This is a genomic window from Serratia sp. (in: enterobacteria), from assembly GCF_052400455.1.
In the GTDB taxonomy this organism is placed as follows: Bacteria; Pseudomonadota; Gammaproteobacteria; order Enterobacterales; family Enterobacteriaceae; genus Serratia; species Serratia ureilytica.
On the sequence record NZ_CP185812.1, the window covers coordinates 2,692,242 to 2,718,182 of the forward strand.

At 61.7% G+C, this 25,941-nt stretch carries 20 protein-coding genes and 1 pseudogene; 14 read left to right on the forward strand and 7 right to left on the reverse strand.

Going from position 1 to position 25,941, the window contains the following annotated elements:
* Positions 1-3 precede the first annotated feature (3 nt).
* Genes sapA through sapF form a run of 5 tightly spaced genes read left to right on the forward strand, consistent with a single transcriptional unit; the run spans position 4 to position 5,298 of the window.
* Positions 4-1,653, forward strand: coding sequence for an ABC transporter substrate-binding protein SapA (sapA, locus tag ACORQT_RS13025; protein ID WP_033643238.1), 1,650 nt, complete (start codon positions 4-6; stop codon positions 1,651-1,653).
* Positions 1,650-2,615, forward strand: a complete 966-nt coding sequence (gene sapB / locus ACORQT_RS13030) for a putrescine export ABC transporter permease SapB (protein ID WP_004930575.1) — start codon at positions 1,650-1,652, stop codon at positions 2,613-2,615. The genes sapA and sapB overlap by 4 nt, the downstream gene beginning before the upstream one ends.
* Entirely contained in the window at positions 2,602-3,492 is an 891-nt protein-coding gene (gene sapC / locus ACORQT_RS13035) for a putrescine export ABC transporter permease SapC (protein WP_004930580.1), read from the forward strand. The genes sapB and sapC overlap by 14 nt, the downstream gene beginning before the upstream one ends.
* Positions 3,492-4,484, forward strand: coding sequence for a putrescine export ABC transporter ATP-binding protein SapD (gene sapD / locus ACORQT_RS13040; protein WP_016927551.1), 993 nt, complete (start codon positions 3,492-3,494; stop codon positions 4,482-4,484). Before sapC ends, sapD begins: the two co-directional genes overlap by 1 nt.
* 1 nt (position 4,485) lies before the next feature.
* Positions 4,486-5,298: a putrescine export ABC transporter ATP-binding protein SapF gene (sapF, locus tag ACORQT_RS13045; RefSeq protein WP_016927550.1), complete on the forward strand. Its 813-nt coding sequence runs from the start codon at positions 4,486-4,488 to the stop codon at positions 5,296-5,298.
* Positions 5,299-5,444: 146 nt separating this feature from the next.
* Here the strand turns inward: sapF and ACORQT_RS13050 are convergent, their stop codons facing one another.
* Complete coding sequence (locus ACORQT_RS13050; RefSeq protein ID WP_004930590.1) at positions 5,445-5,702, reverse strand: hypothetical protein; 258 nt, start codon at positions 5,700-5,702, stop codon at positions 5,445-5,447.
* A 17-nt stretch (positions 5,703-5,719) separates the two neighbouring features.
* On the opposite strand from ACORQT_RS13050, the gene ACORQT_RS13055 reads away from it, so the two are divergent.
* The gene (locus tag ACORQT_RS13055) at positions 5,720-6,904 is read left to right on the forward strand and encodes a CMD domain-containing protein (protein WP_164057212.1); all 1,185 of its coding nucleotides are present in this window, start codon (positions 5,720-5,722) and stop codon (positions 6,902-6,904) included.
* Between the two features lie 42 nt (positions 6,905-6,946).
* Here ACORQT_RS13055 and ACORQT_RS13060 read toward each other — a convergent pair whose 3' ends face one another.
* Positions 6,947-7,852: a LysR family transcriptional regulator gene (locus ACORQT_RS13060; protein WP_033650272.1), complete on the reverse strand. Its 906-nt coding sequence runs from the start codon at positions 7,850-7,852 to the stop codon at positions 6,947-6,949.
* A gap of 64 nt (positions 7,853-7,916) precedes the next feature.
* Entirely contained in the window at positions 7,917-9,086 is a 1,170-nt protein-coding gene (dacD, locus tag ACORQT_RS13065) for a serine-type D-Ala-D-Ala carboxypeptidase DacD (protein WP_164057213.1), read from the reverse strand.
* Between the two features lie 282 nt (positions 9,087-9,368).
* On the opposite strand from dacD, the pseudogene ACORQT_RS13070 reads away from it, so the two are divergent.
* A pseudogene (locus ACORQT_RS13070) lies at positions 9,369-11,674 on the forward strand (FdhF/YdeP family oxidoreductase).
* A 15-nt stretch (positions 11,675-11,689) separates the two neighbouring features.
* Here the strand turns inward: ACORQT_RS13070 and ACORQT_RS13075 are convergent.
* A complete protein-coding gene (locus tag ACORQT_RS13075) occupies positions 11,690-12,544 on the reverse strand; it encodes a LysR family transcriptional regulator (RefSeq protein WP_164057215.1) in 855 nt (284 codons plus the stop codon).
* A 99-nt stretch (positions 12,545-12,643) separates the two neighbouring features.
* Here ACORQT_RS13075 and gloA point away from each other — a divergent pair, with 99 nt between their 5' ends.
* Complete coding sequence (gloA, locus tag ACORQT_RS13080; RefSeq protein WP_019452681.1) at positions 12,644-13,171, forward strand: lactoylglutathione lyase; 528 nt, start codon at positions 12,644-12,646, stop codon at positions 13,169-13,171.
* A 185-nt stretch (positions 13,172-13,356) separates the two neighbouring features.
* Positions 13,357-15,291: an exoribonuclease II gene (locus tag ACORQT_RS13085; RefSeq protein ID WP_033650269.1), complete on the forward strand. Its 1,935-nt coding sequence runs from the start codon at positions 13,357-13,359 to the stop codon at positions 15,289-15,291.
* 74 nt (positions 15,292-15,365) lie between these two features.
* Here the strand turns inward: ACORQT_RS13085 and ACORQT_RS13090 are convergent, their stop codons facing one another.
* Positions 15,366-16,676, reverse strand: a complete 1,311-nt coding sequence (locus ACORQT_RS13090; protein ID WP_164057244.1) for an MFS transporter — start codon at positions 16,674-16,676, stop codon at positions 15,366-15,368.
* Between the two features lie 30 nt (positions 16,677-16,706).
* Positions 16,707-17,870, reverse strand: a complete 1,164-nt coding sequence (locus ACORQT_RS13095) for a M20 aminoacylase family protein (protein WP_042784658.1) — start codon at positions 17,868-17,870, stop codon at positions 16,707-16,709.
* Positions 17,871-18,254: 384 nt separating this feature from the next.
* Between ACORQT_RS13095 and ACORQT_RS13100 the strand changes: the two genes are divergently transcribed.
* Positions 18,255-20,321 carry a carbon starvation CstA family protein gene (locus tag ACORQT_RS13100; protein ID WP_164057216.1) on the forward strand — a complete coding sequence of 689 codons (2,067 nt, stop codon included), beginning with the start codon at positions 18,255-18,257 and terminating at the stop codon, positions 20,319-20,321.
* A gap of 48 nt (positions 20,322-20,369) precedes the next feature.
* Here the strand turns inward: ACORQT_RS13100 and fsa are convergent, their stop codons facing one another.
* Positions 20,370-21,035 (reverse strand): fructose-6-phosphate aldolase, encoded by a 666-nt coding sequence (fsa, locus tag ACORQT_RS13105; RefSeq protein WP_004930615.1) that lies wholly within the window; start codon positions 21,033-21,035, stop codon positions 20,370-20,372.
* A gap of 149 nt (positions 21,036-21,184) precedes the next feature.
* Here fsa and ACORQT_RS13110 point away from each other — a divergent pair, with 149 nt between their 5' ends.
* The 4 genes from ACORQT_RS13110 (at position 21,185) to osmB (ending at position 25,794) form a co-directional block, all read left to right on the forward strand.
* Positions 21,185-22,084, forward strand: a complete 900-nt coding sequence (locus ACORQT_RS13110; RefSeq protein ID WP_444859177.1) for a glycyl-radical enzyme activating protein — start codon at positions 21,185-21,187, stop codon at positions 22,082-22,084.
* Between the two features lie 4 nt (positions 22,085-22,088).
* Positions 22,089-24,521 (forward strand): formate C-acetyltransferase/glycerol dehydratase family glycyl radical enzyme, encoded by a 2,433-nt coding sequence (locus tag ACORQT_RS13115; RefSeq protein WP_164057218.1) that lies wholly within the window; start codon positions 22,089-22,091, stop codon positions 24,519-24,521.
* Between the two features lie 50 nt (positions 24,522-24,571).
* The gene (locus ACORQT_RS13120) at positions 24,572-25,318 is read left to right on the forward strand and encodes a DeoR/GlpR family DNA-binding transcription regulator (protein ID WP_004930631.1); all 747 of its coding nucleotides are present in this window, start codon (positions 24,572-24,574) and stop codon (positions 25,316-25,318) included.
* Between the two features lie 257 nt (positions 25,319-25,575).
* A complete protein-coding gene (osmB, locus tag ACORQT_RS13125; protein WP_004930634.1) occupies positions 25,576-25,794 on the forward strand; it encodes an osmotically-inducible lipoprotein OsmB in 219 nt (72 codons plus the stop codon).
* Positions 25,795-25,941 lie beyond the last annotated feature (147 nt).

The window sequence follows — 25,941 nt, forward strand, 5'->3', positions numbered from 1 at the left end:
TCTATGCGTGGTTTACCCTTTTGGATACTGTCGTTGTGCCTGACGGGCTCTGCCCTGGCCGCGACAACACCGCCCGCGCCCAGCGCGGCGCCGCTGCCGGACATTCGCCAGAGCGGCTTTGTTTATTGCGTCAGCGGCATACTGAATACCTTCAACCCGCAAATGGCCAGCAGCGGCCTGACGGTGGATACCCTGGCCGCCCAGCTGTACGATCGCCTGCTGGACGTCGACCCCTACACCTATCGCCTGATCCCCGAGCTGGCGCAGAGCTGGGAGGTGCTGGACAACGGCGCCACCTACCGCTTCCATCTGCGCAAGGACGTGCCGTTTCAGACCACCGCCTGGTTCACGCCCACCCGCAAGATGAACGCCGACGACGTGGTATTCAGCTTCGCCCGCGTATTCGATCAGAAACACCCGTATCACGACGTGAACGGCGGCGAATACCCCTATTTCGACAGCCTGCAATTCGGCGATTCGGTGCAGAGCGTGAGAAAGCTCGACGACTATACGGTGGAGATTCGCCTGCAGTCGCCGGACGCCTCGTTCCTGTGGCATCTGGCGACCCACTACGCGCCGGTGCTGTCTGCCGAGTACGCCGATCTGCTGACGCGTGAGGGCCATCAGGAGCTGATCGACCGCGAGCCGGTCGGCAGCGGCCCGTTCCTGCTCAACGAATACCGCTCGGGGCAATATATTCGCCTGGCGCGCAACGCCGCCTACTGGAAAGGGCTGCCGCGCATGCCGCAGGTGGTGATCGATCTGGGCGCCGGCGGTACCGGCCGCCTCTCCAAGCTGCTGACCGGCGAATGCGACGTGCTGGCTTATCCGGCGGCCAGCCAGCTGTCTATCCTGCGCGACGATCCGCGCCTGCGCCTGACGCTGCGTCCGGGGATGAACATCGCCTATCTGGCGTTCAACACCCGCAAACCGCCGCTCGACAATCTCAATGTGCGCCAGGCGATCTCGCTGGCGATCAACAACCAGCGGTTGATGCAGTCTATCTATTACGGCACGGCGGAAACCGCCGCCTCGATCTTGCCGCGCGCCTCCTGGGCCTATGACAACGACGCGCACGTCACCGAGTACGATCCGGCCAAATCTCGCGAGATGCTGCGGCAGGCCGGCGTCGGCCAGCTGAACCTGAAGCTGTGGGTGCCTACCGCCTCGCAGTCTTACAACCCGAGCCCGCTGAAAACCGCCGAGCTGATCCAGGCCGACCTCGGCCAGGTGGGCATCAACGTCACCATCGTGCCGGTGGAGGGCCGCTTCCAGGAAGCGCGCCTGATGGAAATGAACCACGATCTGACCCTGACCGGCTGGGCCACCGACAGCAACGATCCGGACAGCTTCTTCCGGCCGCTGCTGAGCTGCGCGGCAATCCGTTCGCAAACCAACTATGCTCACTGGTGTGACCCGAGCTTCGACGAAGTGCTGCAGAACGCGCTGCTGTCGCAGCAGCTGTCTCAGCGCATCGACAACTACCGCAAGGCGCAGAAAATCCTCGAGCAGCAATTGCCGGTGCTGCCGCTGGCGTCTTCCCTGCGCCTGCAGGCCTATCGTTACGACATCAAGGGATTGGTGCTGAGCCCGTTCGGCAACGCCTCGTTCGCCGGGGTGTACCGTGAATCCGCGCCGGAGGTGAAAAAGTGATTATCTTTACCCTGCGCCGCATTCTGCTGCTGCTGATCACGCTGTTCTTCCTGACGCTGGTCAGCTTCAGCCTGAGCTATTTCACGCCGCGCGCGCCGCTGAACGGCGCCGCCCTGCTGGACGCCTATCAATTCTACTTCGTCAGCCTGCTGCACTGGGACTTCGGCGTCTCCAGCATCAACGGCCAGGCGATCAGCGAACAGCTGCGCGAAGTGTTCCCGGCCACCATGGAACTGTGCCTGCTGGCCTTCGCCCTGGCGCTGTTTATCGGCATTCCGCTGGGCATCATCGCCGGCGTGCTGCGCGGCAAGTGGCAGGACACCGCCATCAGCACCTTCGCGCTGCTGGGCTTTTCGATGCCGGTGTTCTGGCTGGCGCTGCTGCTGATGCTGTTCTTCTCGCTGCATCTCGGCTGGCTGCCGGTTTCCGGCCGTTTCGATCTGCTGTATCAGGTGAAGCCCATCACCGGTTTCGCGCTGATCGACGCCTGGCTGTCGGACTCGCCGTATCGCGCCGAGATGATCGGCAGCGCCCTGCGCCACATGATCCTGCCGATCGCCGCGCTGGCGGTGGCGCCCACCACCGAAGTGGTGCGGCTGATGCGCATCAGCACCGACGACGTGCTGAGCCAAAACTACATCAAGGCCGCCGCCACCCGCGGCCTGTCGCGCTTCACCATCATTCGTCGCCACGTGTTGCACAACGCGCTGCCGCCGATCGTGCCCAAACTGGGGCTGCAGTTCTCCACCATGCTCACGCTGGCGATGATCACCGAAGTGGTGTTCAGCTGGCCGGGCCTCGGCCGGTGGCTGATCAACGCCATTCGCCAACAGGACTATGCGGCGATCTCCGCCGGCGTGATGGTGGTCGGCACGCTGGTGATCACCATTAACGTTCTGGCCGACATTCTGGGTGCGGCAACCAACCCGCTGAAACATAAGGAATGGTATGCCCTTCGATAACGTATACCGCGAGAAAAAGATGCCGAGCCCGCTGCGCTACACCTGGCGGATTTTCTACGGCGACGCGCTGGCGATGATCGGTTTTTACGGCGTGATCGCCCTGTTGCTGTTGTCGCTGTTCGGCAGCCTGCTGGCGCCCTACGCGCTGGATCAGCAGTTCCTCGGCTATCAACTGCTGCCGCCGTCCTGGTCGCGCTACGGCAACGTGTCGTTCTTCCTCGGCACCGACGATCTCGGGCGCGACATCCTCAGCCGCCTGTTGACCGGCACCGCCGCCACCTTCGGTTCCGCGCTGGCGGTGACGCTGGCCGCGGCGTTCTGCGGCGTGATCCTCGGCGTGTTCGCCGGCGTCACCCACGGGCTGCGCTCGGCGGTGCTCAACCACATCCTCGATACCCTGCTGTCGATTCCGTCGCTGCTGCTGGCGATCGTGGTGGTGGCGTTTATCGGCCCCAAACTTGAACACGCCATGCTGGCGGTGTGGCTCGCCTTGTTGCCGCGCATGGTGCGCACCATCTACAGCGCGGTGCACGACGAACTGGAGAAAGAGTACGTGGTGGCGGCCCGGCTTGACGGCGCTTCCACGCTGCAGATCCTGTGGTACGCGGTCATGCCGAACATCGCGGCGGTGCTGGTGACCGAGTTCACACGCGCGCTGTCGATGGCCATTTTGGATATCGCCGCGCTCGGCTTCCTCGATCTCGGCGCGCAGTTGCCTTCGCCGGAATGGGGAGCGATGCTCGGCGATTCGCTCGAACTGGTGTACGTCGCGCCCTGGACGGTGATGCTGCCCGGCGCGGCCATCCTCGTCAGCGTGCTGCTGGTTAACCTGTTAGGCGACGGTATGCGCCGCGCAATCAATGCCGGGGTGGAATAATGCCGTTACTCGATATCCGCAATTTGACGATTGAATTTATGACCGCCGAAGGGCCGGTCAAGGCGGTCGATCGCGTCAGCATGACGCTGACCGAGGGCGAAGTGCGCGGGCTGGTGGGCGAATCGGGCTCCGGCAAGAGCCTGATCGCCAAGGCCATCTGCGGCGTAACCAAAGACAACTGGCGCGTCACCGCCGATCGCTTTCGTTTCGACGACATCGATCTGCTGCAGCTGAGCCCGCGCGAGCGGCGCAAGCTGGTGGGCCACAACGTCTCAATGATCTTCCAGGAGCCGCAGTCCTGTCTCGATCCTTCCGAGAGCATCGGCCGCCAGCTTGCGCAGGCCATCCCAGGCTGGACCTATAAGGGCCACTGGTGGCAGCGCTTCAACTGGCGCAAACGCCGCGCCATCGAATTGCTGCACCGCGTCGGCATCAAGGATCATGACGACATCATGGGCAGCTTCCCGTACGAGCTGACGGAAGGCGAGTGCCAGAAAGTGATGATCGCCATCGCGCTGGCCAACCAACCGCGCCTGCTGATCGCCGATGAGCCGACCAACGCCATGGAACCGACCACGCAGGCGCAGATTTTCCGTCTGTTGGCGCGCCTCAACCAGAACAACAACACCACCATTCTGCTGATCAGCCACGACCTGCAGATGATGAGCAAGTGGGCCGATCGGGTGAACGTGCTGTACTGCGGGCAAACGGTGGAGAGCGCCCAGTGCGAAGAGTTGCTGGCGGCGCCGCACCACCCTTACACCCAGGCGCTGATCCGCGCCATGCCGGACTTCGGCCGCTCGCTGCCGCACAAAAGCCGGTTGAATACGCTGCCGGGCGCCATTCCTTCGCTGGAACACCTGCCGATCGGCTGTCGCCTGGGGCCGCGCTGTCCTTACGCGCAGAAGAAGTGCATCGAAACGCCGCGCCTGCGCCCGGTCAAAAACCACTTCTTCGCCTGCCACTTCCCGCTGAACATGGAGGAGCAATAACATGGAAACGCTGTTGGAAGTGCGCAACCTGAGCAAAACCTACCGCTACCGCACCGGGCTGTTTCGCCGCCAGCACGTCGAGGCGGTGAAATCGGTCAGCTTTACCCTGCGCGAAGGCCAGACGCTGGCGGTGATCGGCGAGAACGGCTCCGGCAAATCCACGCTGGCGAAGATGCTCTCCGGCATGGTGGAACCCACCGCCGGCGAGCTGCTGATCGACGATCATCCGCTGGCGTTCGGCGATTATCGTTACCGCAGCCAGCGTATTCGCATGATTTTTCAGGATCCGAGCACCTCGCTCAACCCGCGCCAGCGCATCGGCCAGCTGCTGGATGCGCCGCTGCGGCTGAACACCGATCTTGAGCCCGCCGAACGCGAGCAGCGTATCAACCAAACGCTGCGCCAGGTCGGCATGCTGCCGGATCACGCCTACTACTATCCGCACATGCTGGCCTCCGGGCAAAAACAGCGCGTCGCGCTGGCCCGCGCGCTGATCCTGCAACCGAAGGTGATCGTCGCCGATGAGGCGCTGGCCTCGCTGGACATGTCGATGCGCTCGCAAATCATCAATCTGATGCTGGAGCTGCAGGAAAAACACGGCATTTCCTATATTTATGTCACCCAGCACCTCGGCATGATGAAGCATATCAGCGACCAGGTGCTGGTGATGCACGAAGGGGAAATCGTCGAGCGCGGCAGCACCGCGGAGGTGTTGGCGGCGCCGCTGCACGAATTGACCAAGCGCCTTATCGCCAGCCACTTCGGCGAGGCGCTGACCGCCGATGCCTGGCGGCGCGACGGCGGCCGCTTCTGAGTCACGCCTTCACCTCCAAACCCGCTGCGGCGGGTTTTTTATCGCCTTGCGCGCCTGCCGCTTAGCAAGAAAGCGCACATGCAAATTACATTCTTGTTATATATCCTTATATTTTATTCCTTTCAGTTATTGATTAGTCCGTAACATTATTTTATCTCGCCAGGGCGATCGGTGAGGATATCCCCTACGTTGCACTTCTCATACGACAGGATATCGCACTGATGAACAGCATTCGCCATCGCCGCCTTACGCAGTTTCTGCTCACGCTGGCAGCCGGTTTTTCTGTTTACGGCCACGCCCTCTGCTGTGATGAGCTGCGCTAAAACCGCCTTTCGCCCCGCCTGCGGGCATGTTGCCTCTTTGTCCAGCCGACGCTGCCGCGCGCAGCGGCGGCTGTTGATCATGATTAAGGATTGACCCTATGGAACGACTCCGTCGACAACATAATGCCCAGTGGTATCACGAAACCCAAAGCAGCGTGCGGGGCGATGCGCCGCTGGAACCCCAGGCGGCCACCCTTCGCGATCGCTTTCTGCTGGGGCTGGGCGCCTTCGCCGATGAAGCCTTAAACAATGCGCTCAGCGCTCGCGCCGGGGTGTTCAGCGCCTCGTTGGCCGGTTACCACGCGCTGTTTCCCGACCAGGTGCCGCTGTCACGATACGTGACATTGTCACCCTACGATCGCCTCAGCACCGCGTTGACCGTCGCTCAGGTGACGGGCGTGCAATCGCTTTGTAGCCACTACGCCGCCCGCCTCGCCCCGCTGCACAGCCCGGACGCCTCCCGGGAAAGCAATATCCGCCTTGCTCAGATCACCCAATATGCCCGCCAGCTTGCCAGCCAGCCCACGCTGATTTGCCGCAAGGCGCTGCAACAACTCGCCGACGTCGGGCTGAGCCCGGCGGATATTGTCACCTTTTCGCAGGTGATCGGTTTTGTCAGCTATCAGGCGCGCGTGGTCGCCGGCGTCGCGGCGTTGGCCGGCCGCCCGGCGGTGGTGGTGCCCGGCTTTCCTAACGTCGAAGACGCCGATGGCATCGCTTTCAGCGCCGACGAACTGAATTGGTCTGCCCGCCTGCCACCGATCGACGCGGAAACCGCCGCCGCCGAACAGCTTGATGTGTTGGATCAAAGTCACCCGCAGGCGCGCGCCGAATCTTATTATTTGCTGTTAGCCCACGACGCCGCCACCCTGCGCGAGCGCAACGGGGTGTTCAACGGCATCAATGCCGAAGGATATGGCTTATCGAGTCGCCTCAAGGCGCTGGCGACGCTGGCGGTCTCGCGCATCAACGGCAGCCGTTACTGCGCGGCCACCGTCGCGCAAGAATTGCAGGATGAGGGATTGATTCAGGCGCTGTTCGCCGGGCTGCCTCAGGGGCTGGCGTATACCGAAGATTCGGTAAAACTCGCAGTGATGCGCACCGCCGCCGAGCTGACTCGCGCACCTGAGAAGTTCACCCCGCAGAGCGTGCAGCCGCTGTTCAACAGCGGCCTGGATCAGGCGCAGGCGCTGGAGGTGATCCTCACCGTCGCGCTCTACGCCTGGGAAAACCGCCTGCGCCAAACGCTGGGCGATGCGGAATCTTTCAGCGCTATCGACTGAATACCACTACGCGGCTAATACTGGCCGCAATACATTCTTCCTTCAGATATTTTGCCGCCGCAACCACTCGCTGGCGGCATCGAAAAACTTCTGCGCCAACGGCGTGGCGCGCTCTGACATATCGACCACCACCGCCGCATGACGCGGCATGGCGGCGATGGCCACCGGACGCCGCTGCAATGCCGGCATCAGCGGCGATTGCAGTTGGCCACGCGGGAACAACCCGCAGCCCAATCCGACGAAAATCCCCTCCAGCAGTTGGAAGATCGAGGTAGTTTCCAGCCGCGGGTGCAGCGTCAATCCAGCGTCGCGGAAATGCTGATCGAGATAGCGGCGGAAATAACGCGTCGGCTCGGCCAGACACAGCGGCAAGGCAGCCACCGCCTCCAGCGGCAACGGCGCATCCCCCACCAGCTTAGGGAAATGCTGCGGATGAAACACCAGCTCGACGCCGGTTTCCACCAGCGGCTGCGATTGGAAATGCAGTTCTTTCAAGGTCGACAGCTCGAAAAAGCCGATGCCGATATCTACGGTGTGCGCCGTCAGCGCCTCCAACAGCTGATCGGCGCTCAGCACCGCCAGCCGATAATCAAGATGGGGATAACGTTCGCTGACCGCCTTGAGCATTTCCGCCACCGAGATGCTGCACTGCGGCACCACGCCGAGGCGCAACGTGCCGTGCAAGCCGTGCTTGAGCGACTCCACCTCCAGTTTCAGCCCTTGGTAGACCGAGACGATCTCGCGCGCCCACGCCAACACCCGTTCTCCCTCGGCGGTAAAGCCGCCGAAATGGTTGCCGCGGTTAATCAGCGAAACGCCCAGTTCTTTTTCCAGATTTTTCAATCGCATGGACAGCGTCGGCTGGCTGACGAAGCTGGCTTCCGCCGCCCGGCCGAAGTGGCGCTCCCGTTCTAAATTACACAGATAAATCAGTTGTTTAATATCCATAGCGCGGCTCAATGATCGGCATTCGCACCAGTATACCACCGGGCGCCGCCGCCCGCCCGGTGAGTCAGAGTTTGAGCTTCACGTAATCCGCCAGGCGCGAGAACACGCCGCCCTGCGGCACCGCCCGCAGCGCCACCAGCGGCAGGGTTTTCACCACCTGGCCATTGTCGCTGATGCGGATCTCGCCAACGGTTTGTCCTTTGTTGACCGGCGCTTCCAGCCGCGCAACGTTGAGCACGTACTGCGCCTTCAGCTTGTCCGCCTCGTTTTTCGGCAGGCTGAGCGACTGGTCCTGCGCGCTGCCGACCGGCAAGCGGTGGCTTTCGCCATACCAGATCGGCTCTTCCCCCAGGCTCTGGCCGGCGCTGAACAGGTGTACCGTGCTAAAGTCGCGCAGCCCCCAGCTCAGCAGTTTGCGCGCCTGTTCCTCGCGGCCTTTTGAACTTTTGCCGCCCATCACCACGGCGATCAGGCGGCGATCTCCTTCGGTGGCGGAAGCGATGATGTTGAAGCCGGCCGAGGCGGTGTGTCCGGTTTTCAGGCCGTCGACGTGCAGGGTCTTATCCCACAGCAGGCCGTTGCGGTTCTGCTGCGTAATGCCGTTCCAGGTCAGCGATTTCTCGCTGTACATATGGTATTCCGCCGGCTCGCTCATGATGATAGCGCGCGCAATCACCGCCAGATCGCCGGCGGTGGTGAACTGCCCCGGCGCATCCAGCCCGTGCACCGTTTCGAAATGGGTGTTCTGCAGGCCCAGCTGCGCGCTCTTCTCGTTCATCAGCTTGACGAAGTTGGCCTGGCTGCCCGCCACATAGTCCGCCATCGCCACGCAGGCGTCGTTGCCGGAATCGATGATGATGCCGCGGCTGAGATCGCGCACCGTGACCCTGTCACCAGGCTTCAGGAACATTAACGAGGAACCTTTGAACACCGGGTTGCCCTGCGCCCAGGCGTCTTTCCCCACGGTGACAACATCATCGAGGCCAATCTTATGCTCATCGAGCGCATGATCGATCACCAACCCGGTCATCAGTTTGGTCAGGCTGGCCGGATTGCGCCGCTCGTCGGCATTGTCGGCCGCCAGCACCTGGCCGGTGGTGTAATCCATCAATACGTAAGAGGCGGCGTCTATCGCCGGTGGGGTCATGGTGGGAAAATGGGACGCCGTTTCCGCCGCCTGCGCTGCTAAAGGCAGTAAGATACCGCCGATCACCACTGATACTGAACGCTTCACGCTGTGTTCCTCAGGCCCGCAGGCTAAATAAAATGCCAATATAATCCGCGAGATAGACTGCATGAATTCACTTTCAGGCGAAACCATTACTCTTTTGCAGCGGGTGTCTTTATGCAACCATTTGTTTAGGTCAGCGTCCGCCTGCGATAGATATGCTCTATGCCGCCATTGCCCCATTCGATTAGACGCCTGCCTGCCGCGCCCCTAAACTTGTGACATAAATACGCAAGACGCATAAAAAAGCGTTTACTTTTTAGCTACAACCACCTGCGAAGTATCACCATGAAATTCAAACCGTCAATCAAGCCTTATACCGGCCCAGCGGGCGGCTGGGGTTCGCTTGAAGCCACCACCCGCTTTGTCCTCGACAGTAAACAAACCCTAAAAAACATGCGCAACCTGATGCGCGTCAACAAGGCTCGCGGCTTCGACTGTCCCGGTTGCGCCTGGGGCGACGACAACCACAGCACCTTCAGCTTCTGTGAAAACGGCGCCAAGGCGGTCAGTTGGGAAGCGACGCGCAGCGCCGTCGAGCCTGAGTTCTTCGCCGCGCACAGCGTCAGCACCTTGCAGCAGCAGAGCGACTATTTCCTCGAATACCAGGGGCGCCTCACGCATCCGATGCGCTACAACGCCGAAACCGACCACTATGAGCCTATTCATTGGCCGGACGCGCTGGCGCTGATCGCCAGGCACATCAACGCAATGGACAACCCGAACCAAATCGAGCTGTATACCTCGGGCCGCGCCAGCAACGAAGCGTCGTACCTTTATCAACTGTTCGGCCGCATGCTCGGCACCAGCAATTTCCCCGACTGCTCCAACATGTGTCACGAGGCGAGCGGCGTCGGGCTGAAGCAAAGCATCGGCGTCGGCAAAGGCACCATCCGCATCGATGACTTCGAAAAAGCCGACGCCATCTTCGTGTTCGGTCAAAACCCCGGCACCAACCACCCGCGCATGCTGCACAGCCTGAAAAACGCCGCCCGACGCGGCGCGCGCATCGTCAGTTTCAACACCCTGCGCGAGCGTGGGCTGGAAAGATTCGCCGATCCGCAGGATCCGGTGCAGATGCTGACGCCCAAATCCTCGCCGATCAGCTCCTCCTATTACCAACCGAATCTGGGCGGCGATATGGCGGCGGTGCGCGGCATGGTGAAAGCGCTGCTGGAAACCCACCGCCAGCGGCTGGCCGCCGGTGAGCCCCCCTGTTCGACCTGGCGTTTATCGAACGGCACAGCGTCGGCGTGGAGGCATACCTGGCGCAGGTGGATGCGACCGAGTGGCGGGCCATTACCGCGCAATCGGGCCTGAGCGAAGCGCAATTGCGCCAGGCGGCGGCCACTTACCAGGGCGCCGAGCGGGTGATCTGCACCTGGGCGATGGGCGTGACTCAGCATAAGCACTCGATTGCGACGGTGCGTGAAATCACCAACCTGCAGCTGCTGTTCGGGCAACTGGGCAAACCGGGCGCCGGTCTGTGTCCGGTGCGCGGCCACAGCAACGTCCAGGGCAACCGCACCATGGGGATTGACGAGAAGTCGCCCAAGGCGCTGCTCGACAGCCTGGAACGCCACTTTAACTTCACCGCCAATCGCGCGATGGGCCACAACACGGTGGAAGCGATCGAAGCGATGTTGCGCGGCGAAGTGAAAGTGCTGATCGCGCTGGGCGGCAATCTGGCCGCCGCGGCGCCGGACACCGAGCGCACCGCCCGCGCCCTGCGCAACTGCGATTTGACGGTACACATCAGCACCAAACTTAACCGCAGCCACCTGGTGACCGGCAAAGACGCGTTGATCCTACCGACGCTGGGCCGCACCGAATTGGACATGCAGGCCAGCGGCTCGCAGTACATCACGGTCGAAGATTCTTTCAGCATGGTTCACGCTTCGGAAGGCATCGGCAAACCGCTGGCGGATACCCAAAGATCGGAAACGGCGATCGTCTGCGGCATCGCCGACGCGGTGCTGGGCACGCAGCAGCTGGACTGGCTGGAGTTGGCCGACGACTACTCGCTGATCCGCGATCATATCGCCGCCACCATTCCCGGCTTTGAGGATTTCAACCGTCGCTGCGAGCAGCCCGGCGGATTCTACCTGGGCAATGCCGCCGCCGAACTGCGCTTCGCCACGCCGAGCGGCAAGGCGGAATTCAGCGCCGCCGCGCTGCCGGCGACCCTGTTCCCGCAACTGGGCGACGTGCAAGCGCCGTTTACCCTGCAAACGCTGCGCTCGCACGATCAGTACAACACCACCATCTATGGCCTGGATGACCGCTACCGCGGCGTTTACGGCCAGCGCGAAGTGTTGTTCATCCATCCGGAAGATCTGGCGGCGCTGGGCCTGCAGGATGGCGAACGGGTTGAGATAGAGACCCTGTGGAACGATGGCGTGGTACGTAAAGTGGACGGATTCAAGCTGGTGAGTTACGACATTCCGCGTGGCAACCTGGCGGCCTACTACCCGGAAACCAACCCGCTGGTGCCGCTGGCCAGCTTCGGCGACGGCACCGGCACCCCGACGTCGAAGTCGATCCCGGTGACGATTCGCCGCAGCGAACAGCACCCCTCGCTGCGCATTGCCTGAAAACGCGCGCCCGGTTCACGCCGGGCGCTTCAATATCGCCAGGATGGTCTGTAATTCGTCGGACAGCTGATGCCGTCGCCAGACGAAGTACAGATCGCTCACGCCCTCCTCGCCCATTTCCACCACCTTCAGCCCCGGAGCGGGCAAAATCTGCGGCAGCAAAGAACCCGGCACGCAGGCGACGCCGCAACCTGCCTGCACGCAGGCCGCCATCGCGGCATAAGACTCCATTTCCAGCGTTATGCGCGGTTTCAGCCCGCGCGAGGCCAGCCAGTGATCCACCTTCAGGCGGAACGAGCATTCTCGGCTGAACGTGTAAAATTCCAGCGCCGCCAGCGTGGCGGCATCGGGCTGCCCGGCATCGGCCGGCATCAGCATCACCAGCCGTTCGTCAAACGCCTTTTGGCTGGCCAGCAACGGATGTTCAATCGGGCCGTCGGTGATCGCCAGATCGAGGGTACTGTCGATCAGCATGCGCTCCAGCACCAATGAATCGCGGCTGAGCACGTTGATCTGCAGATGGGGTTGTAAACGGCGCAGCCGGGCGATGCGCGCCGGCAAATGGCTGACCAGCGAGAAATCCAGCGCCCCGAGGTTCAGCAGCCCATGCTGATGTTCTCCGGCGAACAGCTGCTTGCTGCGCTCCGCCTGCGCCACGATGTCGCGCGCCTGTTGGTAGAACAGCCGGCCTTTGGGATTGACGTACAGCCGGTTTTTATCGCGGAAAAACAGCTCGCCGCCCAACGTCTCTTCCAGCTCGCGCAGCCGCAGCGTGACGTTGGAAGGCACGCAGTGCAGCTCACGGGCGGCGGCGGCGATGGTTTTGTGTTCCACCACGGTGCAGAAAAACTTCAGCTGGCTCAGCTTCATCTATCATTCACTTTTAGTTAGTGTTTTAGTTAAAAACAATCACTTTAGATTAGCATCGATTTCACCTACAGTCTGTCGACACCCTGAGGAGGATCACTGATGCCACTGAATGATTTACTGACGCTGCCCGGCGTGGCGGCCCAACCGGACGCGGTAACCGACGGTTACGTGTTCAACCACACCATGATCCGCGTGAAAGACCTGACCAAAGCGCTGGATTTCTACACTCGCGTACTGGGTTTTACCCCGGTCTATCTGGAAGAATTCAAAGAGGCCGCCTTCACCATCTGCTACCTGACGCGCAGCCCGCGAGAGCAGATCCCGCAGGATGACGACGAACGCAAACGCTGGGCGCTGAGCCAACCGGGCATTCTCGAGCTGACCCATAACCACGGCACCGAAAATCAGGCGGATTTCCATTACCACAATGGCAACGGCGAGCCGCGCGGCTTTGGCCACCTGTGCGTCACGGTGCCGGACGTGCGCGCCGCCTGCGAGCGTTTTGAGCGCCTGGGCGTCACCTTTCAGAAACGCCTGCATGAAGGCCGCATGAACTACGTCGCGTTCATTCGCGATCCGGACGATTACTGGATTGAAATCCTGCAGCCGACGCCGCTGCAGGACTGATTGCCCCCTCCTTCACCCCGGCCTGCGCGCCGGGGTTTTTCATCGTTCGCCCTTCGATTGACCAATCTTGCGCAAAATCGCGCGGCAACGCGGGGATCCGTGACGTTAGGCTTGCTCGCAGCGGGTGATTCGCGTAAAACTGTCAGCCGCAAATCTTGCCACTCACAACCCATTCACTGGACGATATGTTTCAAGATAACCCGCTGCTGGCGCAGCTAAAACAGCAACTTCACTCTCAGACCCCGCGCGTTGAAGGCGTAGTGAAAGGGACTGAGAAAGGCTTTGGCTTTCTTGAAGTAGACGGTCAAAAAAGCTACTTCATTCCGCCGCCGTACATGAAGAAAGTCATGCACGGGGATCGCATTATCGCCACCCTGCACACCGAGAAAGAGCGCGAAATCGCCGAGCCGGAAACCCTGGTCGAGCCGTTCCTGTCGCGCTTTGTCGGCCGCGTGCAAAAGCGCGACGATCGTCTGTCCATCGTGCCCGATCATCCGTTGCTGAAAGACGCGATTCCGTGCCGCCCGGTGCGTGAACTGACCCACAACTTCCAGGCCGGCGACTGGGCGGTGGCGGAAATGCGCCGCCATCCGCTGAAAGGCGATCGCGGCTTCAACGCCGACCTGACCCAGTTTATCACCGACGGTGAAGACCATTTCGCCCCGTGGTGGGTGACGCTGGCGCGTCACAACCTGGAAAAAGAGGCGCCGGAGATGCAGGCCCTCAGCGAGCCGGACGCTGCGCTGGTGCGTGAAGATCTGACCGCGCTCGAATTCGTCACCATCGACAGCGCCAGCACCGAAGACATGGACGATGCGCTGTACGTGACCGACAACGGTGACGGTTCGCTGCAGTTGACCATCGCCATCGCCGATCCTACTGCCTACGTAGAACAAGGCAGCAAGCTGGACGATATCGCCCGCGTGCGCGCCTTCACCAACTATCTGCCGGGCTTCAACATCCCGATGCTGCCGCGCGATCTGTCGGACAACCTGTGCTCGCTGCGCCCTAACGAGCGCCGTCAGGTGCTGGCTTGCCGCGTGACCATCGCCGCCGACGGCGCGCTGGGCGAAGATATTCAGTTCTTCGCCGCCGAGATCGAATCCAAAGCCAAACTGGTGTACGACGAAGTCTCCGACTGGCTGGACGGCATTGCCGGCTGGCAACCGCCGAGCGACGCCATCGCGCAACAGATCACCCTGCTGAAACGCGTTTGCGACGCGCGCAACGCCTGGCGCCACCAGCATGCGCTGGTATTCAAAGATCGCCCGGACTACCGCTTCGTGCTGGGTGAAAAAGGCGACGTGCTGGAGATCGTTACCGAGCAGCGCCGCAGCGCCAACCGCATCGTTGAAGAGTGCATGATCGCCGCCAACGTCTGCGCCGCCATCGTGCTGCGTGATCGCCTGGGCTTCGGCGTGTACAACGTGCACACCGGTTTCGATCCTGCGCTGGTTGAGCAAGCGGTCACCGTACTGCAGGCCAACGGCGTCGAAGCCGAAGCCGAGAAGCTGCTGACCCTCGACGGTTTCTGCGAACTGCGCCGCCACCTGGATGCGCAGCCGACCCAGTTCCTCGACAGCCGCATCCGCCGCTTCCAGACCTTCGCCGAGATCAGCACTACGCCGGGGCCACACTTCGGTCTGGGGCTGGAGGCTTACGCCACCTGGACATCGCCGATCCGTAAATACGGCGATATGGTCAACCATCGCCTGCTGAAGGCGATCATCAACCAGCAGCCGGCGGAAAAACCGCAGGATGACGTGACGGTGCAGCTGGCGGAACGCCGCCGTCTGAATCGCATGGCGGAACGCGACGTCGGCGACTGGCTGTACGCCCGTTTCCTGCAGGACAAGGCCGGTACCGATACCCGCTTCAACGCCGAGATCATCGACGTGACACGCGGCGGCCTGCGCGTGCGCCTGTTGGACAACGGCGCGGTTGCCTTCATCCCGGCGCCGTTCATTCACGCGGTGCGTGACGAGATGCAGTGCAGCCAGGAAACCGGCACCGTGCAGATCAAAGGCGAAGTGGTTTATCGCCAGAGCGATACCTTGCAGGTCACCATCGCCGAAGTGCGCATGGAAACCCGCAGCGTAATCGCCCGGCCGGCGGCCTGAACGCCAGCCTGAAACGGTAGCGACGCCAAACGCCGACGGTGAAAACCGCCGGCGTTTTTTTTCGTCCGCGCTAGCTAACGCAATGGATCACCGCCGGTTTCACGCAGCAATGGCAGCACCGCCAACGAAGCCAGCGTCGCCAGCATCAGGTAGATGGCGGGCGCCAGCAGCGAGCCGCTCAACGCGATCGACTGCGAGGCGATATATTGGGCGAAGCCGCCGAAAATCGCCACGCCGAGGCTGTAGACCAACGCAAACCCCAATGCGCGAATGCGCTGCGGAAACAGCTCCGAAATCATCAGCATGGTCGGCACCGAGCCGAGCGTGGTCAATCCGACCAATATCGCGACAATCAGCAGCAGCACCGCCGGATGCGGCGCGGCGCTCAGCCACCAAAACGCCGGCAAGGCCACGATCAAGATAGCGATGCGCGAGCCTCGTATCAGTGGCAAGCGGCCATAGCGATCGCACCAGTGCCCAACCAACAGGCTGCCGCCGAAGGTCACCAGCCCCGCCAGCAGCATCGCGGCATAGCCGTAGGCCTGCGGCATGCCTAAGTATTTCACCGCGTAAGTGCCGAGATAATACATCGAGATGTAAGTGGCGACGGTGGCGCCAATGGTCAGCATCACGCCGAGCACCACCGCCCGCGAGTGCCGTCGCAGCTGCGCCGGCGGTTCATGGGCCCGCGACACCGGCAGCCGGTCGCTTTCCAATCCGAGACGCAGCCAGCAACCGAGCGGCGCCAGCGCCACACCGATAAAGAACGGAATGCGCCATCCCCACTCGGCCATGGCGTTCGGCTCGCCGGAGATCGCCGGCAACGCCGCGCTGAGCGCCAGCGCGGTGACGCCGCCGACCACGGTGGCGATGCCCTGTGTCGCCAGCGACCAGCTGGAATAGAAGCCTCGCCGGTTAGCTGGCGCCGACTCCACCAGCAACGACATCGATGCGCCCACCTCGCCGCCCGCCGCCACGCCCTGGATCAAACGCGCCGCCACCAGCGTGACGGTTCCCCAATAACCGGCGCTGGCGTAGGTCGGCGCAAAGCCGATCATCGCCGTGCCGAGGCTCATCAGTGAAATCGTCAGGATCATCGCCGGCTTGCGGCCATGGCGATCGGCATAGGCGCCGATCAGAATGCCGCCCAGCGGCCGCATGAAAAAACTGACGCCAAACGTGGCGAACGCCAACAGCAACGCCAAATTGGGATCGCTCGAGGGGGGAAAAAACAATACGCTGATATAAATAACGAAGAAGTTATAGATACCGAAATCGAAAAACTCCAGCGCATTGCCGAAGGAGGCGGCAAATATCACTTTCTTGCCGCCTACCCTCGCAGGCGCGTTTATTGTTGGTTGCGTCGCCGCCGTATTTTCACTCATCATTATCTTCCCTGTTATTATTCTTCGAATTTATTTTAAATACGCTTCCGCCAACGCTCCCCAATACTGGCTGCCGGCCGCCAGACACCCATCGTTAAAGTCATATCCCGGGTTATGCACCATGCAGCTCCCTTCGCCGTCGCCGTTGCCGATGATCAGGTAGCAGCCTTGCGGATGCGCATCAAGCATAAAGGCGAAGTCTTCGCTGCCCATCAGCGGCCTGGCGCCGTAGTGTGCGCGGGCGGCGCCGAACTGCTGCTGCGCCACGCGATGGGCGAAACGGGTCATCGCTTCGTCGTTGACCAACACCGGCGTGCCGTTAACGTGTTCCACCGTCGCGTGGGCGCCGAAGCTTGCCGCCTGCGCTTCGATCAGCGCCGGAATGCGCGCCAGCAGCGTAGCGCGCGCCTGGCGATCCAGCGAGCGTACGCTGAGCTTCATCTCCGCGCTGTCCGGGATCACGTTGGCCGCCTCGCCGGCCTTGATGCTGCCAACGGTGATCACCGCCGCTTCCAGCGGATCGATATTGCGCGAAACGATGCTCTGCAGCGCGACGGTGATATGCGAAGCCACCACCACCGGATCGACCGTCAGTTGCGGAATGGCACCGTGGCCGCCGCGCCCCTGCACCCGCACGTTGAACTGATCCATCGAGGCCATAAACGGGCCGTGCTGGAAGAAGAACTCGCCGAGCGGCATCCCCGGCATGTTGTGCATGGCGAAGATGGCGTCGCAGGGGAAGCGCTCGAACAGCCCCTGTTCGACCATGCGCGCGCCGCCGTTCAGCATCTCTTCCGCCGGTTGGAAAATCAGGTGCAGCGTGCCGTTGAAATTGCGCGTTTGCGCCAGGTAACGCGCGGCGCCGAGCAGCATGGTGGTATGGCCGTCATGGCCGCAGGCGTGCATGCGGTTGGCCACGCTGCTGCTCCAGGGTTTGCCGTTGTTTTCCTCGATCGGCAAGGCGTCCATATCGGCGCGCAGGCCGAGGCGTTTAACGCCGTCGCCCACCCGCAGCCTCCCCACCACGCCGGTGCCCGCCAATCCGCGGTGTACCTCATAGCCCCACGAGCTTAGATAATCCGCCACCAGATCGCTGGTGCGAAATTCTTCAAAACCCAACTCGGGATGCTGGTGAATATCATGCCGGATGGCCGTAAGCTGCGGTAAATACCCTTCAATGACTTTATTTATCATAATTAAATTCCTTTCGTAGCTTTATTATTTATTTAATGAATGAATAAAAGTGCGAATTGAAATAAAGGTATAACACGGCATGAGTAATTTTATTTCGGCGCGCCTCGCCAGATAAAATAATAGGCCGCCAGACGCCGTGCTCAGATAAAAAACGGCGATGATTCGCTGTATGCGAAGTGAAAGTGCAGAATGAACTTCTGCCGGAAAGCGCATGGGCCGCAGCCTGCGCCAGCGGTATTTCATCACGTTGTTTTTACACTAAAACCCCACCTGCTTCACATTTCTCATCCGACCTGCCGCGGTTCGGCGGCAAAACTTCTACTGTTAAAACGTCATTCCTAATAACAACGTCGATTTTACCTCTGCACGCCAAGGAGTTATTTCATGAGAAACATCAGGTCCGGATTTATCTGGCTGCTGGTGGCGTTGGTCGGCGCCTTCGCCTTCGCCATGCTGGCGCTCAGCCGCGGCGAGCACGTCAACGCCGTCTGGCTGGTGGTCGCCGCCGTCGCTTGCTATAGCATCGCCTACCGCTTCTACAGCCGGTTCATCGCCGACAAGGTCTTTGAACTGGATGACCGCCGTCTGACCCCGGCCGAACGCCACAACGACGGCCTGGACTACGTGCCCACCAACAAATGGGTGCTGTTCGGCCACCACTTCGCCGCCATCGCCGGCGCCGGGCCGCTGGTGGGGCCGATCCTGGCCGCGCAGATGGGCTTCCTGCCGGGAACCATCTGGATCCTGGTCGGCGTTATGTTGGCCGGCGCGGTGCAGGATTTTCTGGTGCTGTTCATCTCCACGCGCCGCGACGGGCGTTCACTGGGGGAAATGGCCAAGCAAGAGCTGGGCGCGTTCGCCGGGGTGATCACCATGCTCGGCGCGCTGGGGGTGATGATCATCATCCTGTCGGCGCTGGCGTTGGTGGTGGTGAAAGCGTTGGCCGACAGCCCGTGGGGGCTGTTCACCATCGCCGCCACCATCCCGATCGCCCTGTTCATGGGCATCTACATGCGCTTTATCCGGCCGGGCAAGATCGCTGAAATTTCGGTGATTGGCTTCGTGCTGATGCTGCTGGCGATCGTTTACGGCGGCAACGTGGCGCAAGATCCCTATTGGGGGCCGTTCTTCACGCTGCACGGCACCACCCTGACCTGGGTGCTGGTGATCTACGGCTTCGTCGCCTCGGTGCTGCCGGTGTGGCTGCTGCTGGCGCCGCGCGATTACCTTTCCACCTTTATGAAAATCGGCGTCATCATCGGCCTGGCCATCGGCATCGTCTTCGCCATGCCGGAGATGAAAATGCCGGCGGTCTCGCGCTTTATCGACGGCAGCGGCCCGGTGTTCGCCGGCGCCCTGTTCCCGTTCCTGTTCATCACCATCGCCTGCGGCGCCATTTCCGGCTTCCACGCGCTGGTCTCCAGCGGCACCACGCCGAAGCTGGTGGAGCGCGAAAACCACATCCGCTTTATCGGTTACGGCGCCATGCTGATGGAATCTTTCGTCGCCATAATGGCGCTGATCTGCGCCTCGGTGCTGGATCCGGGCGTCTACTTCGCCATGAACTCACCGGCGGCGCTGATCGGCACCACGGTGGAAAATGCTTCGCAGGTCATTAACAGCTGGGGCTTTATCGTTACGCCGGAGACGCTGGCGCTGATCGCCAAAGAGGTGGGCGAGAACGCCATCCTGTCGCGCGCCGGCGGCGCCCCGACCTTCGCCGTGGGCATGGCGCACATCATCAGTGAGGTGTTCAACAGCCGGGCGATGATGGCGTTCTGGTACCACTTCGCCATTCTGTTCGAAGCGCTGTTCATCCTGACCGCCGTCGACGCCGGCACCCGCGCCTGCCGCTTTATGGTGCAGGATCTGGTGGGCGTGGCGGTGCCGCAGCTGGCCAATAACCGCTCCTGGTTCGGCAACCTGGCGGGCACCACGGTGGCGGTGGCCGGTTGGGGTTTCTTCGTGTATCAGGGCGTGGTCGATCCGCTCGGCGGCATCAATACCCTGTGGCCGCTGTTCGGTATCGGCAACCAGATGCTGGCGTCGATGGCGCTGATCCTCGGCACAGTGGTGCTGTTCAAGATGAAAAAGCAGCGCTACGCCTGGGTGACTATTCTGCCGACCGCCTGGCTGTTCGTGACCTCCATGACCGCCGGCTGGCAGAAGATCTTCCACGAAAAACCGAGCATCGGCTTCCTGGCGCAGGCGAAGAAGTTCTCCACCGGCATCGAGCAAGGCACGATCATTGCGCCGGCCAAATCGTTGAAAGACATGGAAACCATCGTGTTCAGCAACCAGATCAACGCCGCGCTGTGCGGGTTCTTTATGCTGGTGGCGGTGACCATGCTGATCGCCGCCTTCTTCGCGATCCGCCGGGCGCTGCGCGCCGAACAGCCGACGGCGCACGAGGTCGGCGCCGCGCTGAGGGAAGAGGCCGGCCGCAGCTAAACGAACCGAGCATCAAGCAAGGGCGCCGCGGCGCCCTTTTTACTGGCTTTAGCCTAACAGCGTGGAGCCGAACGCCCCTTGCCAATCCTGTTCGAATTTCTCGACCGCGGCCTGCACTGCCGGCGCATTCAGGAACTGCTCCGCGACGTCCACCGGCAGCGTAATGGCCTGGCAGCCCGCCAACAGGCACTCCAGCGCCTGGCGCGGCGTTTTGAAACTGGCGGCCAGCACCTGCGCCGACGGCGCATGCAGGCTCAACAGCTGCTGCAGCTCGTGCACCATTTCGATGCCGTCGCCGCCCTGCGCGTCTACCCGGTTGACGTAAGGCGCCACATATTCCGCCCCGGCCAAGGCGGCCAAAAGCCCCTGCCCAGCACCGTACACCGCGGTGCCCAACGTCGGAATGGACATCGTTTTAAGCTTCTTGATCGCCGCCAGCCCTTCGGCGGTCGCCGGGATTTTCACCACCAGCCCCGGTACCCGCTGGCTGAGCAGCGCCGCCTCCGCCACCATACGTTCCGCATCGGTCGCCATCACCTGTGCGAACAGCTTGCCGGTGCCGCCGAGGGCGTCGCGCAGCGCGGGCAGCACTTCCCAGATCGGCTTGCCTTCCTTCGCCACGATGCTCGGGTTGGTGGTGACGCCGTGCAGCGGCAGAATGCGCGCCAGGCGTTTTACCGCGGTCACATCGGCGGTATCGAGATAAAGCTCCATCACGGACTCCTGTGTCATGTTCTGTGGGCGGATTCAAACTCTGATCATCATAGGGCAAAAACTGCGCTAACTTTTGATCAAAATCAACTCAACTTTCATTCGAAACATCTTTAATGGCGAAAGATACAGCAACGCCAAACGGGTGACTCATGATCTTCAATCTGCAGCGCTACTCGACCCATGACGGCCCGGGCATCCGCAGCGTGGTCTTTTTAAAAGGCTGCCCGCTGAGCTGCCAGTGGTGTCAGAACCCGGAAAGCCGCTCGCGCCACGCAGACCTGCTGTTTGACGAACGCCTGTGCCTGAGCGGCTGCACGCTGTGCGCCGAGCGTTGTCCGCAAGGGCTGCAACGCACCGACGGGCCGTTGACGCTGCAACGCGAGCTGATTAGCGCAGACGATTATGCCGCCCTGGCCGCCGCCTGCCCGACCGGCGCACTCAGCCTGTGCGGCAGCCCGATCAACCCCGACGATATCATGGCCGAGGTGATGCGGGATAAGCCTTTCTACCTGCGCAGCGGCGGCGGTTTAACGCTGTCCGGCGGCGAACCCTTTATGCAGCCGGACATCGCGGCGGAGCTGCTGCGGCGCGGCCGCGAGGCCGGCATCCACACCGCCGTCGAATCCTGCCTGCACGTCCCGTGGCGTTATATCGCCCCTTCGCTGCCGTGGCTGGATCTGCTGCTGGCCGATCTCAAACACACCGACGAAGCGCGCTTCAGAGCCTGGACCGGCGGTTCCGCCCGCCGGGTGATGAGCAATTTTCGTCGGCTGGCGGCGCACGGCGTACCAATGACCGTACGCGTGCCGCTGATCCCCGATTTCAACGCCGATCGCCGCTCTGTCCGTACCATCGTCGACTTCGCCGCCGACGAGATCGGCGTGTCGGAGATCCACTTTCTGCCGTACCACACGCTCGGCATCAACAAGTACCACCTGCTCGGCGAACCCTACCGTGCCGCCCGCACGCCACTGGACGCACCCGACCTGCTGGCCTTCGCCGAAGACTATGCCGGCGCCAAGGGCCTGACCGCCATTTTGCGAGGATAACACCATGACCACGTTGGATTTGACTACCCTGAGCGCCCGTATCCAGGCGCATAAGAATGCGCTGATTCACATCGTCAAACCGCCGGTGTGCACCGAACGCGCGCAGCACTATACCGAGGCCTATCAGCAGCATCAGGACAAGCCGCTGCCGGTGCGCCGCGCCCTGGCGTTGGCCAACCATCTGGCGAAACGCAGCATCTGGATCGCCAACGACGAGCTGATCGTCGGCAACCAGGCCAGCGAGCTGCGCGCCGCGCCGATCTTCCCCGAATACACCGTCGGCTGGATAGAAAACGAAATAGACCAGTTGGCCGACCGGCCGGGCGCCGGTTTTTCGGTCAGCGACGAGAACAAGGCAATTTTGCATCGTCTGTGCCCCTGGTGGCGCGGCCAAACGGTGCAGGATCGCTGCTACGGCATGTTCACCGACGAACAAAAGGCGTTGCTGGTCACCGGCATCATCAAGGCCGAGGGCAATATGACCTCCGGCGACGCCCATCTGGCGGTCAACTTCCCGCTGCTGCTGGAGTTAGGCCTCGATGGCCTGCGTGAAAAGGTGCGCGCGCGCCGCAGCCGCCTGCGTCTGACCGAGTGGGAAGATCTGCACAAGGCGCAGTTTCTCAACGCTATCGATATTGTGCTGACGGCGCTGAGCGGGCACATCCTGCGCTTCGCCCGCCTGGCGCGCGACATGGCGCAAAACGAAGCCCGCGACTGGCGGCGCGCCGAGCTGCTGGCTATCGCAGACAACTGCGACCTGATCGCCCATCGCCCGCCGCAAACCTTCTGGCAGGCGCTGCAGCTGTGCTATTTCATCCAACTGACGTTGCAGATCGAATCCAACGGCCATTCGGTTTCCTTTGGCCGCCTCGATCAGTATCTCTATCCCTGGTATCGGCGCGACGTGGAGCTGGAGCAAAACCTGGCGCGGGAAGACGCCATCGAGCTGCTGCACAGCTGCTGGCTGAAGCTGCTGGAGGTCAACAAGATCCGCTCCGGCTCGCACTCCAAGGCCTCCGCCGGCAGCCCGCTGTACCAGAACGTTACCATCGGCGGGCAAAAACTGGTCGATGGCCGGCCGTGCGACGCGGTCAATCCGCTATCCTACGCCATTCTCGAATCCTGCGGTCGCCTGCGCTCCACCCAGCCCAACCTCAGCGTGCGTTACCACGCCGGGATGAGCGCCGATTTCCTCGACGCCTGCGTACAGGTGATCCGCTGCGGTTTCGGCATGCCGGCATTCAATAACGACGAAATCGTCATTCCCGAGTTCATCAAGCTGGGGGTCGAACCGCAGGACGCTTACGACTACGCCGCCATCGGCTGTATCGAGACCGCCGTCGGCGGCAAATGGGGCTATCGCTGCACCGGCATGAGCTTCATCAACTTCGCCCGCGTGCTGCTGGCGGCGCTGGAACAAGGCCGCGACGCCACGTCCGGGCAGATTTTCCTGCCGCAGGAACAGGCGCTGTCCAAAGGAAACTTCGCCGATTTCGAGCAGGTGATGGCCGCCTGGGATCGGCAAATCCGCTACTACACGCGCAAGTCAATTGAGATCGAGTGCGTGGTGGACAGCGTGCTGGAGGAGAACGCCCACGATATCCTCTGCTCCGCGCTGGTGGATGACTGCATTGAACGCGGCAAAAGCATCAAACAAGGCGGCGCCAAATACGATTGGGTTTCCGGGCTGCAGGTCGGCATCGCCAACCTGGGCAACAGCCTCGCGGCGGTGCGCAAACTGGTGTTCGACCAAGGGGCGATCGGCCAGCAGCAGTTGGCGACGGCGCTGGCCGAAGACTTCTCCGGGCTGGATGGCGAACAGCTGCGTCAGCGGCTGCTTAACGCTGCGCCCAAATACGGCAACGATGTGGACGAGGTCGATCGGCTGCTGGTGCGCGCCTACCAAACCTACATCGAAGAACTGAAGCAGTATCGCAACACCCGCTTCGGCCGTGGGCCAATCGGCGGCGGCTATTACGCCGGCACCTCGTCGATTTCGGCCAACGTGCCGTTCGGCGCTGCCACCCTGGCCACGCCGGATGGCCGCAAGGCGCACGCGCCGCTGGCGGAAGGCGCCAGCCCGGCGTCCGGCACCGACCACCTGGGGCCGACGGCAGTGTTCAATTCGCTCGCCAAGTTGCCGACCGAAGCGATCCTCGGCGGCGTGCTGCTCAACCAAAAGCTGAACCCGGCGACGCTGGACAACCCGCGCGATCGGGAGAAGCTGATGCTGATGTTGCGCACCTTCTTCGAGAGCTATCGCGGCTGGCATGTGCAGTACAACATCGTGTCGCGCGAAACGCTGCTGGCGGCGAAGCAACACCCTGACCAATATCGTGATTTAGTGGTTCGCGTAGCTGGCTATTCCGCCTTCTTTACCGCATTATCCCCTGAGGCGCAGGATGATATTATTGCGCGCACAGAACATACTCTTTAAACCTTTGACTCTTAGCGGCCGCGTCTTGGCGGCCGCATCATCAGGCCGATATGAATTTACGACAACAGACCATATTGCAGTTGGTTAACGATCGCCGCCGGATCAGCGTCAATGAGCTGGCGCGCGCTTCGGGCGTCTCGGAAGTCACCATCCGGCAGGATCTCAACCTGCTGGAAAAACGCAGTTATCTGAAGCGGGTGCACGGCTCCGCCGTGGCGTTGGAAAGCGACGACGTCGACGCCCGCATGATGTCCAATTTCACCCTTAAGCAACGATTGGCGCAGTACGCCGCCGCGCAGGTCAACGACGGCGAGACGATTTTTATCGAGAGCGGCAGCGCCAATGCCCTGCTGGCGCGCTACATCGCCGAACGCAAGCGCATTACGCTGATCACCGTCAGCCACTACATCGCCAACCTGCTCAAAGAAACCGACTGCGACGTAATTGTGTTGGGCGGCATGTATCAGAAGAAAAGCGAGACCGTGGTCGGCCCACTCACGCGGCTGTGCATTCAGCAGGTGCATTTCAACAAAGCGTTTATCGGCATTGACGGCTTTCAGGCCGAAACCGGCTTTACCGGCCGCGACATGATGCGCGCCGATGTGGTCAGCGCGGTGCTGGCCAAGGGCGTGGAGAATATCGTGCTGACGGATTCCAGCAAATTCGGCCAGATCCAGCCTAACCCGCTGGCGCAGCCGGGGCAAATCAGCCGGGTGATCACCGATTCACGTTTGGCGCTGGAGTATCAGCATCAGCTGAAACGTCAGGGCGTACAGGTGGAGCTGGTCAACGAATAACGCGCCGCGCGGGCCACGCCGCCCGCCGTTTCCCTTGCGCAGCGGGATTTTAAGACTATTTACCTGTTTATCCTTCCCGAGAAACCTATACTCAGCTTCGGTAACTTTTGGGCCGTAACCCGCTAATTATTCGGCCGTTAACAAAAATGCCATTTTTTATATCGATACCGCATGGGAATCAACAGCAGGCCTGATTTATGGTTAACGCCTATACTTATAGGGCACTTCCATATAGCCAATGCTAAGGAGAAGTCATTATGATGATTATCAATAAACGTTTCGCCACCGCCGCTCTGGCTCTGACTCTGGCGTTTTCACTGAGCGCCTGTTCCAACATGTCCAAACGCGATCGCAACACCGCTATCGGCGCCGGCGCCGGTGCAGTCGGCGGCGCAGTGCTGACCAACGGCAGCGCTTTGGGCACGCTGGGTGGGGCTGCGGTGGGCGGCATCATCGGTCACCAGGTTGGCAAATAACCTGCCCGATGCTCCTCCGCCGACAGGCGGGCAAAAGCGCCTCGGCGCTTTGACGTATTAACCAATAACGATGATTTCAGGTCTGTTTTACTATAAGTCTATGGTTCTTTCGCCGTTAACGGGTTAACCCCCGGCAGCAACAACCTC

Coding starts and splice junctions, on each gene's coding strand:
- ACORQT_RS13120 (WP_004930631.1), top strand. CDS start 24,572: ATGAATTTACGACAACAGACCATATTGCAGTTGGTTAACGATCGCCGC.
- ACORQT_RS13095 (WP_042784658.1), bottom strand. CDS start 17,870: ATGATAAATAAAGTCATTGAAGGGTATTTACCGCAGCTTACGGCCATC.
- ACORQT_RS13055 (WP_164057212.1), top strand. CDS start 5,720: ATGGAACGACTCCGTCGACAACATAATGCCCAGTGGTATCACGAAACC.
- ACORQT_RS13090 (WP_164057244.1), bottom strand. CDS start 16,676: ATGAGTGAAAATACGGCGGCGACGCAACCAACAATAAACGCGCCTGCG.
- gloA (WP_019452681.1), top strand. CDS start 12,644: ATGCCACTGAATGATTTACTGACGCTGCCCGGCGTGGCGGCCCAACCG.
- ACORQT_RS13075 (WP_164057215.1), bottom strand. CDS start 12,544: ATGAAGCTGAGCCAGCTGAAGTTTTTCTGCACCGTGGTGGAACACAAA.
- fsa (WP_004930615.1), bottom strand. CDS start 21,035: ATGGAGCTTTATCTCGATACCGCCGATGTGACCGCGGTAAAACGCCTG.
- ACORQT_RS13060 (WP_033650272.1), bottom strand. CDS start 7,852: ATGGATATTAAACAACTGATTTATCTGTGTAATTTAGAACGGGAGCGC.
- sapF (WP_016927550.1), top strand. CDS start 4,486: ATGGAAACGCTGTTGGAAGTGCGCAACCTGAGCAAAACCTACCGCTAC.
- ACORQT_RS13050 (WP_004930590.1), bottom strand. CDS start 5,702: ATGATCAACAGCCGCCGCTGCGCGCGGCAGCGTCGGCTGGACAAAGAG.
- ACORQT_RS13085 (WP_033650269.1), top strand. CDS start 13,357: ATGTTTCAAGATAACCCGCTGCTGGCGCAGCTAAAACAGCAACTTCAC.
- sapA (WP_033643238.1), top strand. CDS start 4: ATGCGTGGTTTACCCTTTTGGATACTGTCGTTGTGCCTGACGGGCTCT.
- sapD (WP_016927551.1), top strand. CDS start 3,492: ATGCCGTTACTCGATATCCGCAATTTGACGATTGAATTTATGACCGCC.
- ACORQT_RS13115 (WP_164057218.1), top strand. CDS start 22,089: ATGACCACGTTGGATTTGACTACCCTGAGCGCCCGTATCCAGGCGCAT.
- sapC (WP_004930580.1), top strand. CDS start 2,602: ATGCCCTTCGATAACGTATACCGCGAGAAAAAGATGCCGAGCCCGCTG.
- ACORQT_RS13100 (WP_164057216.1), top strand. CDS start 18,255: ATGAGAAACATCAGGTCCGGATTTATCTGGCTGCTGGTGGCGTTGGTC.
- osmB (WP_004930634.1), top strand. CDS start 25,576: ATGATGATTATCAATAAACGTTTCGCCACCGCCGCTCTGGCTCTGACT.
- ACORQT_RS13110 (WP_444859177.1), top strand. CDS start 21,185: ATGATCTTCAATCTGCAGCGCTACTCGACCCATGACGGCCCGGGCATC.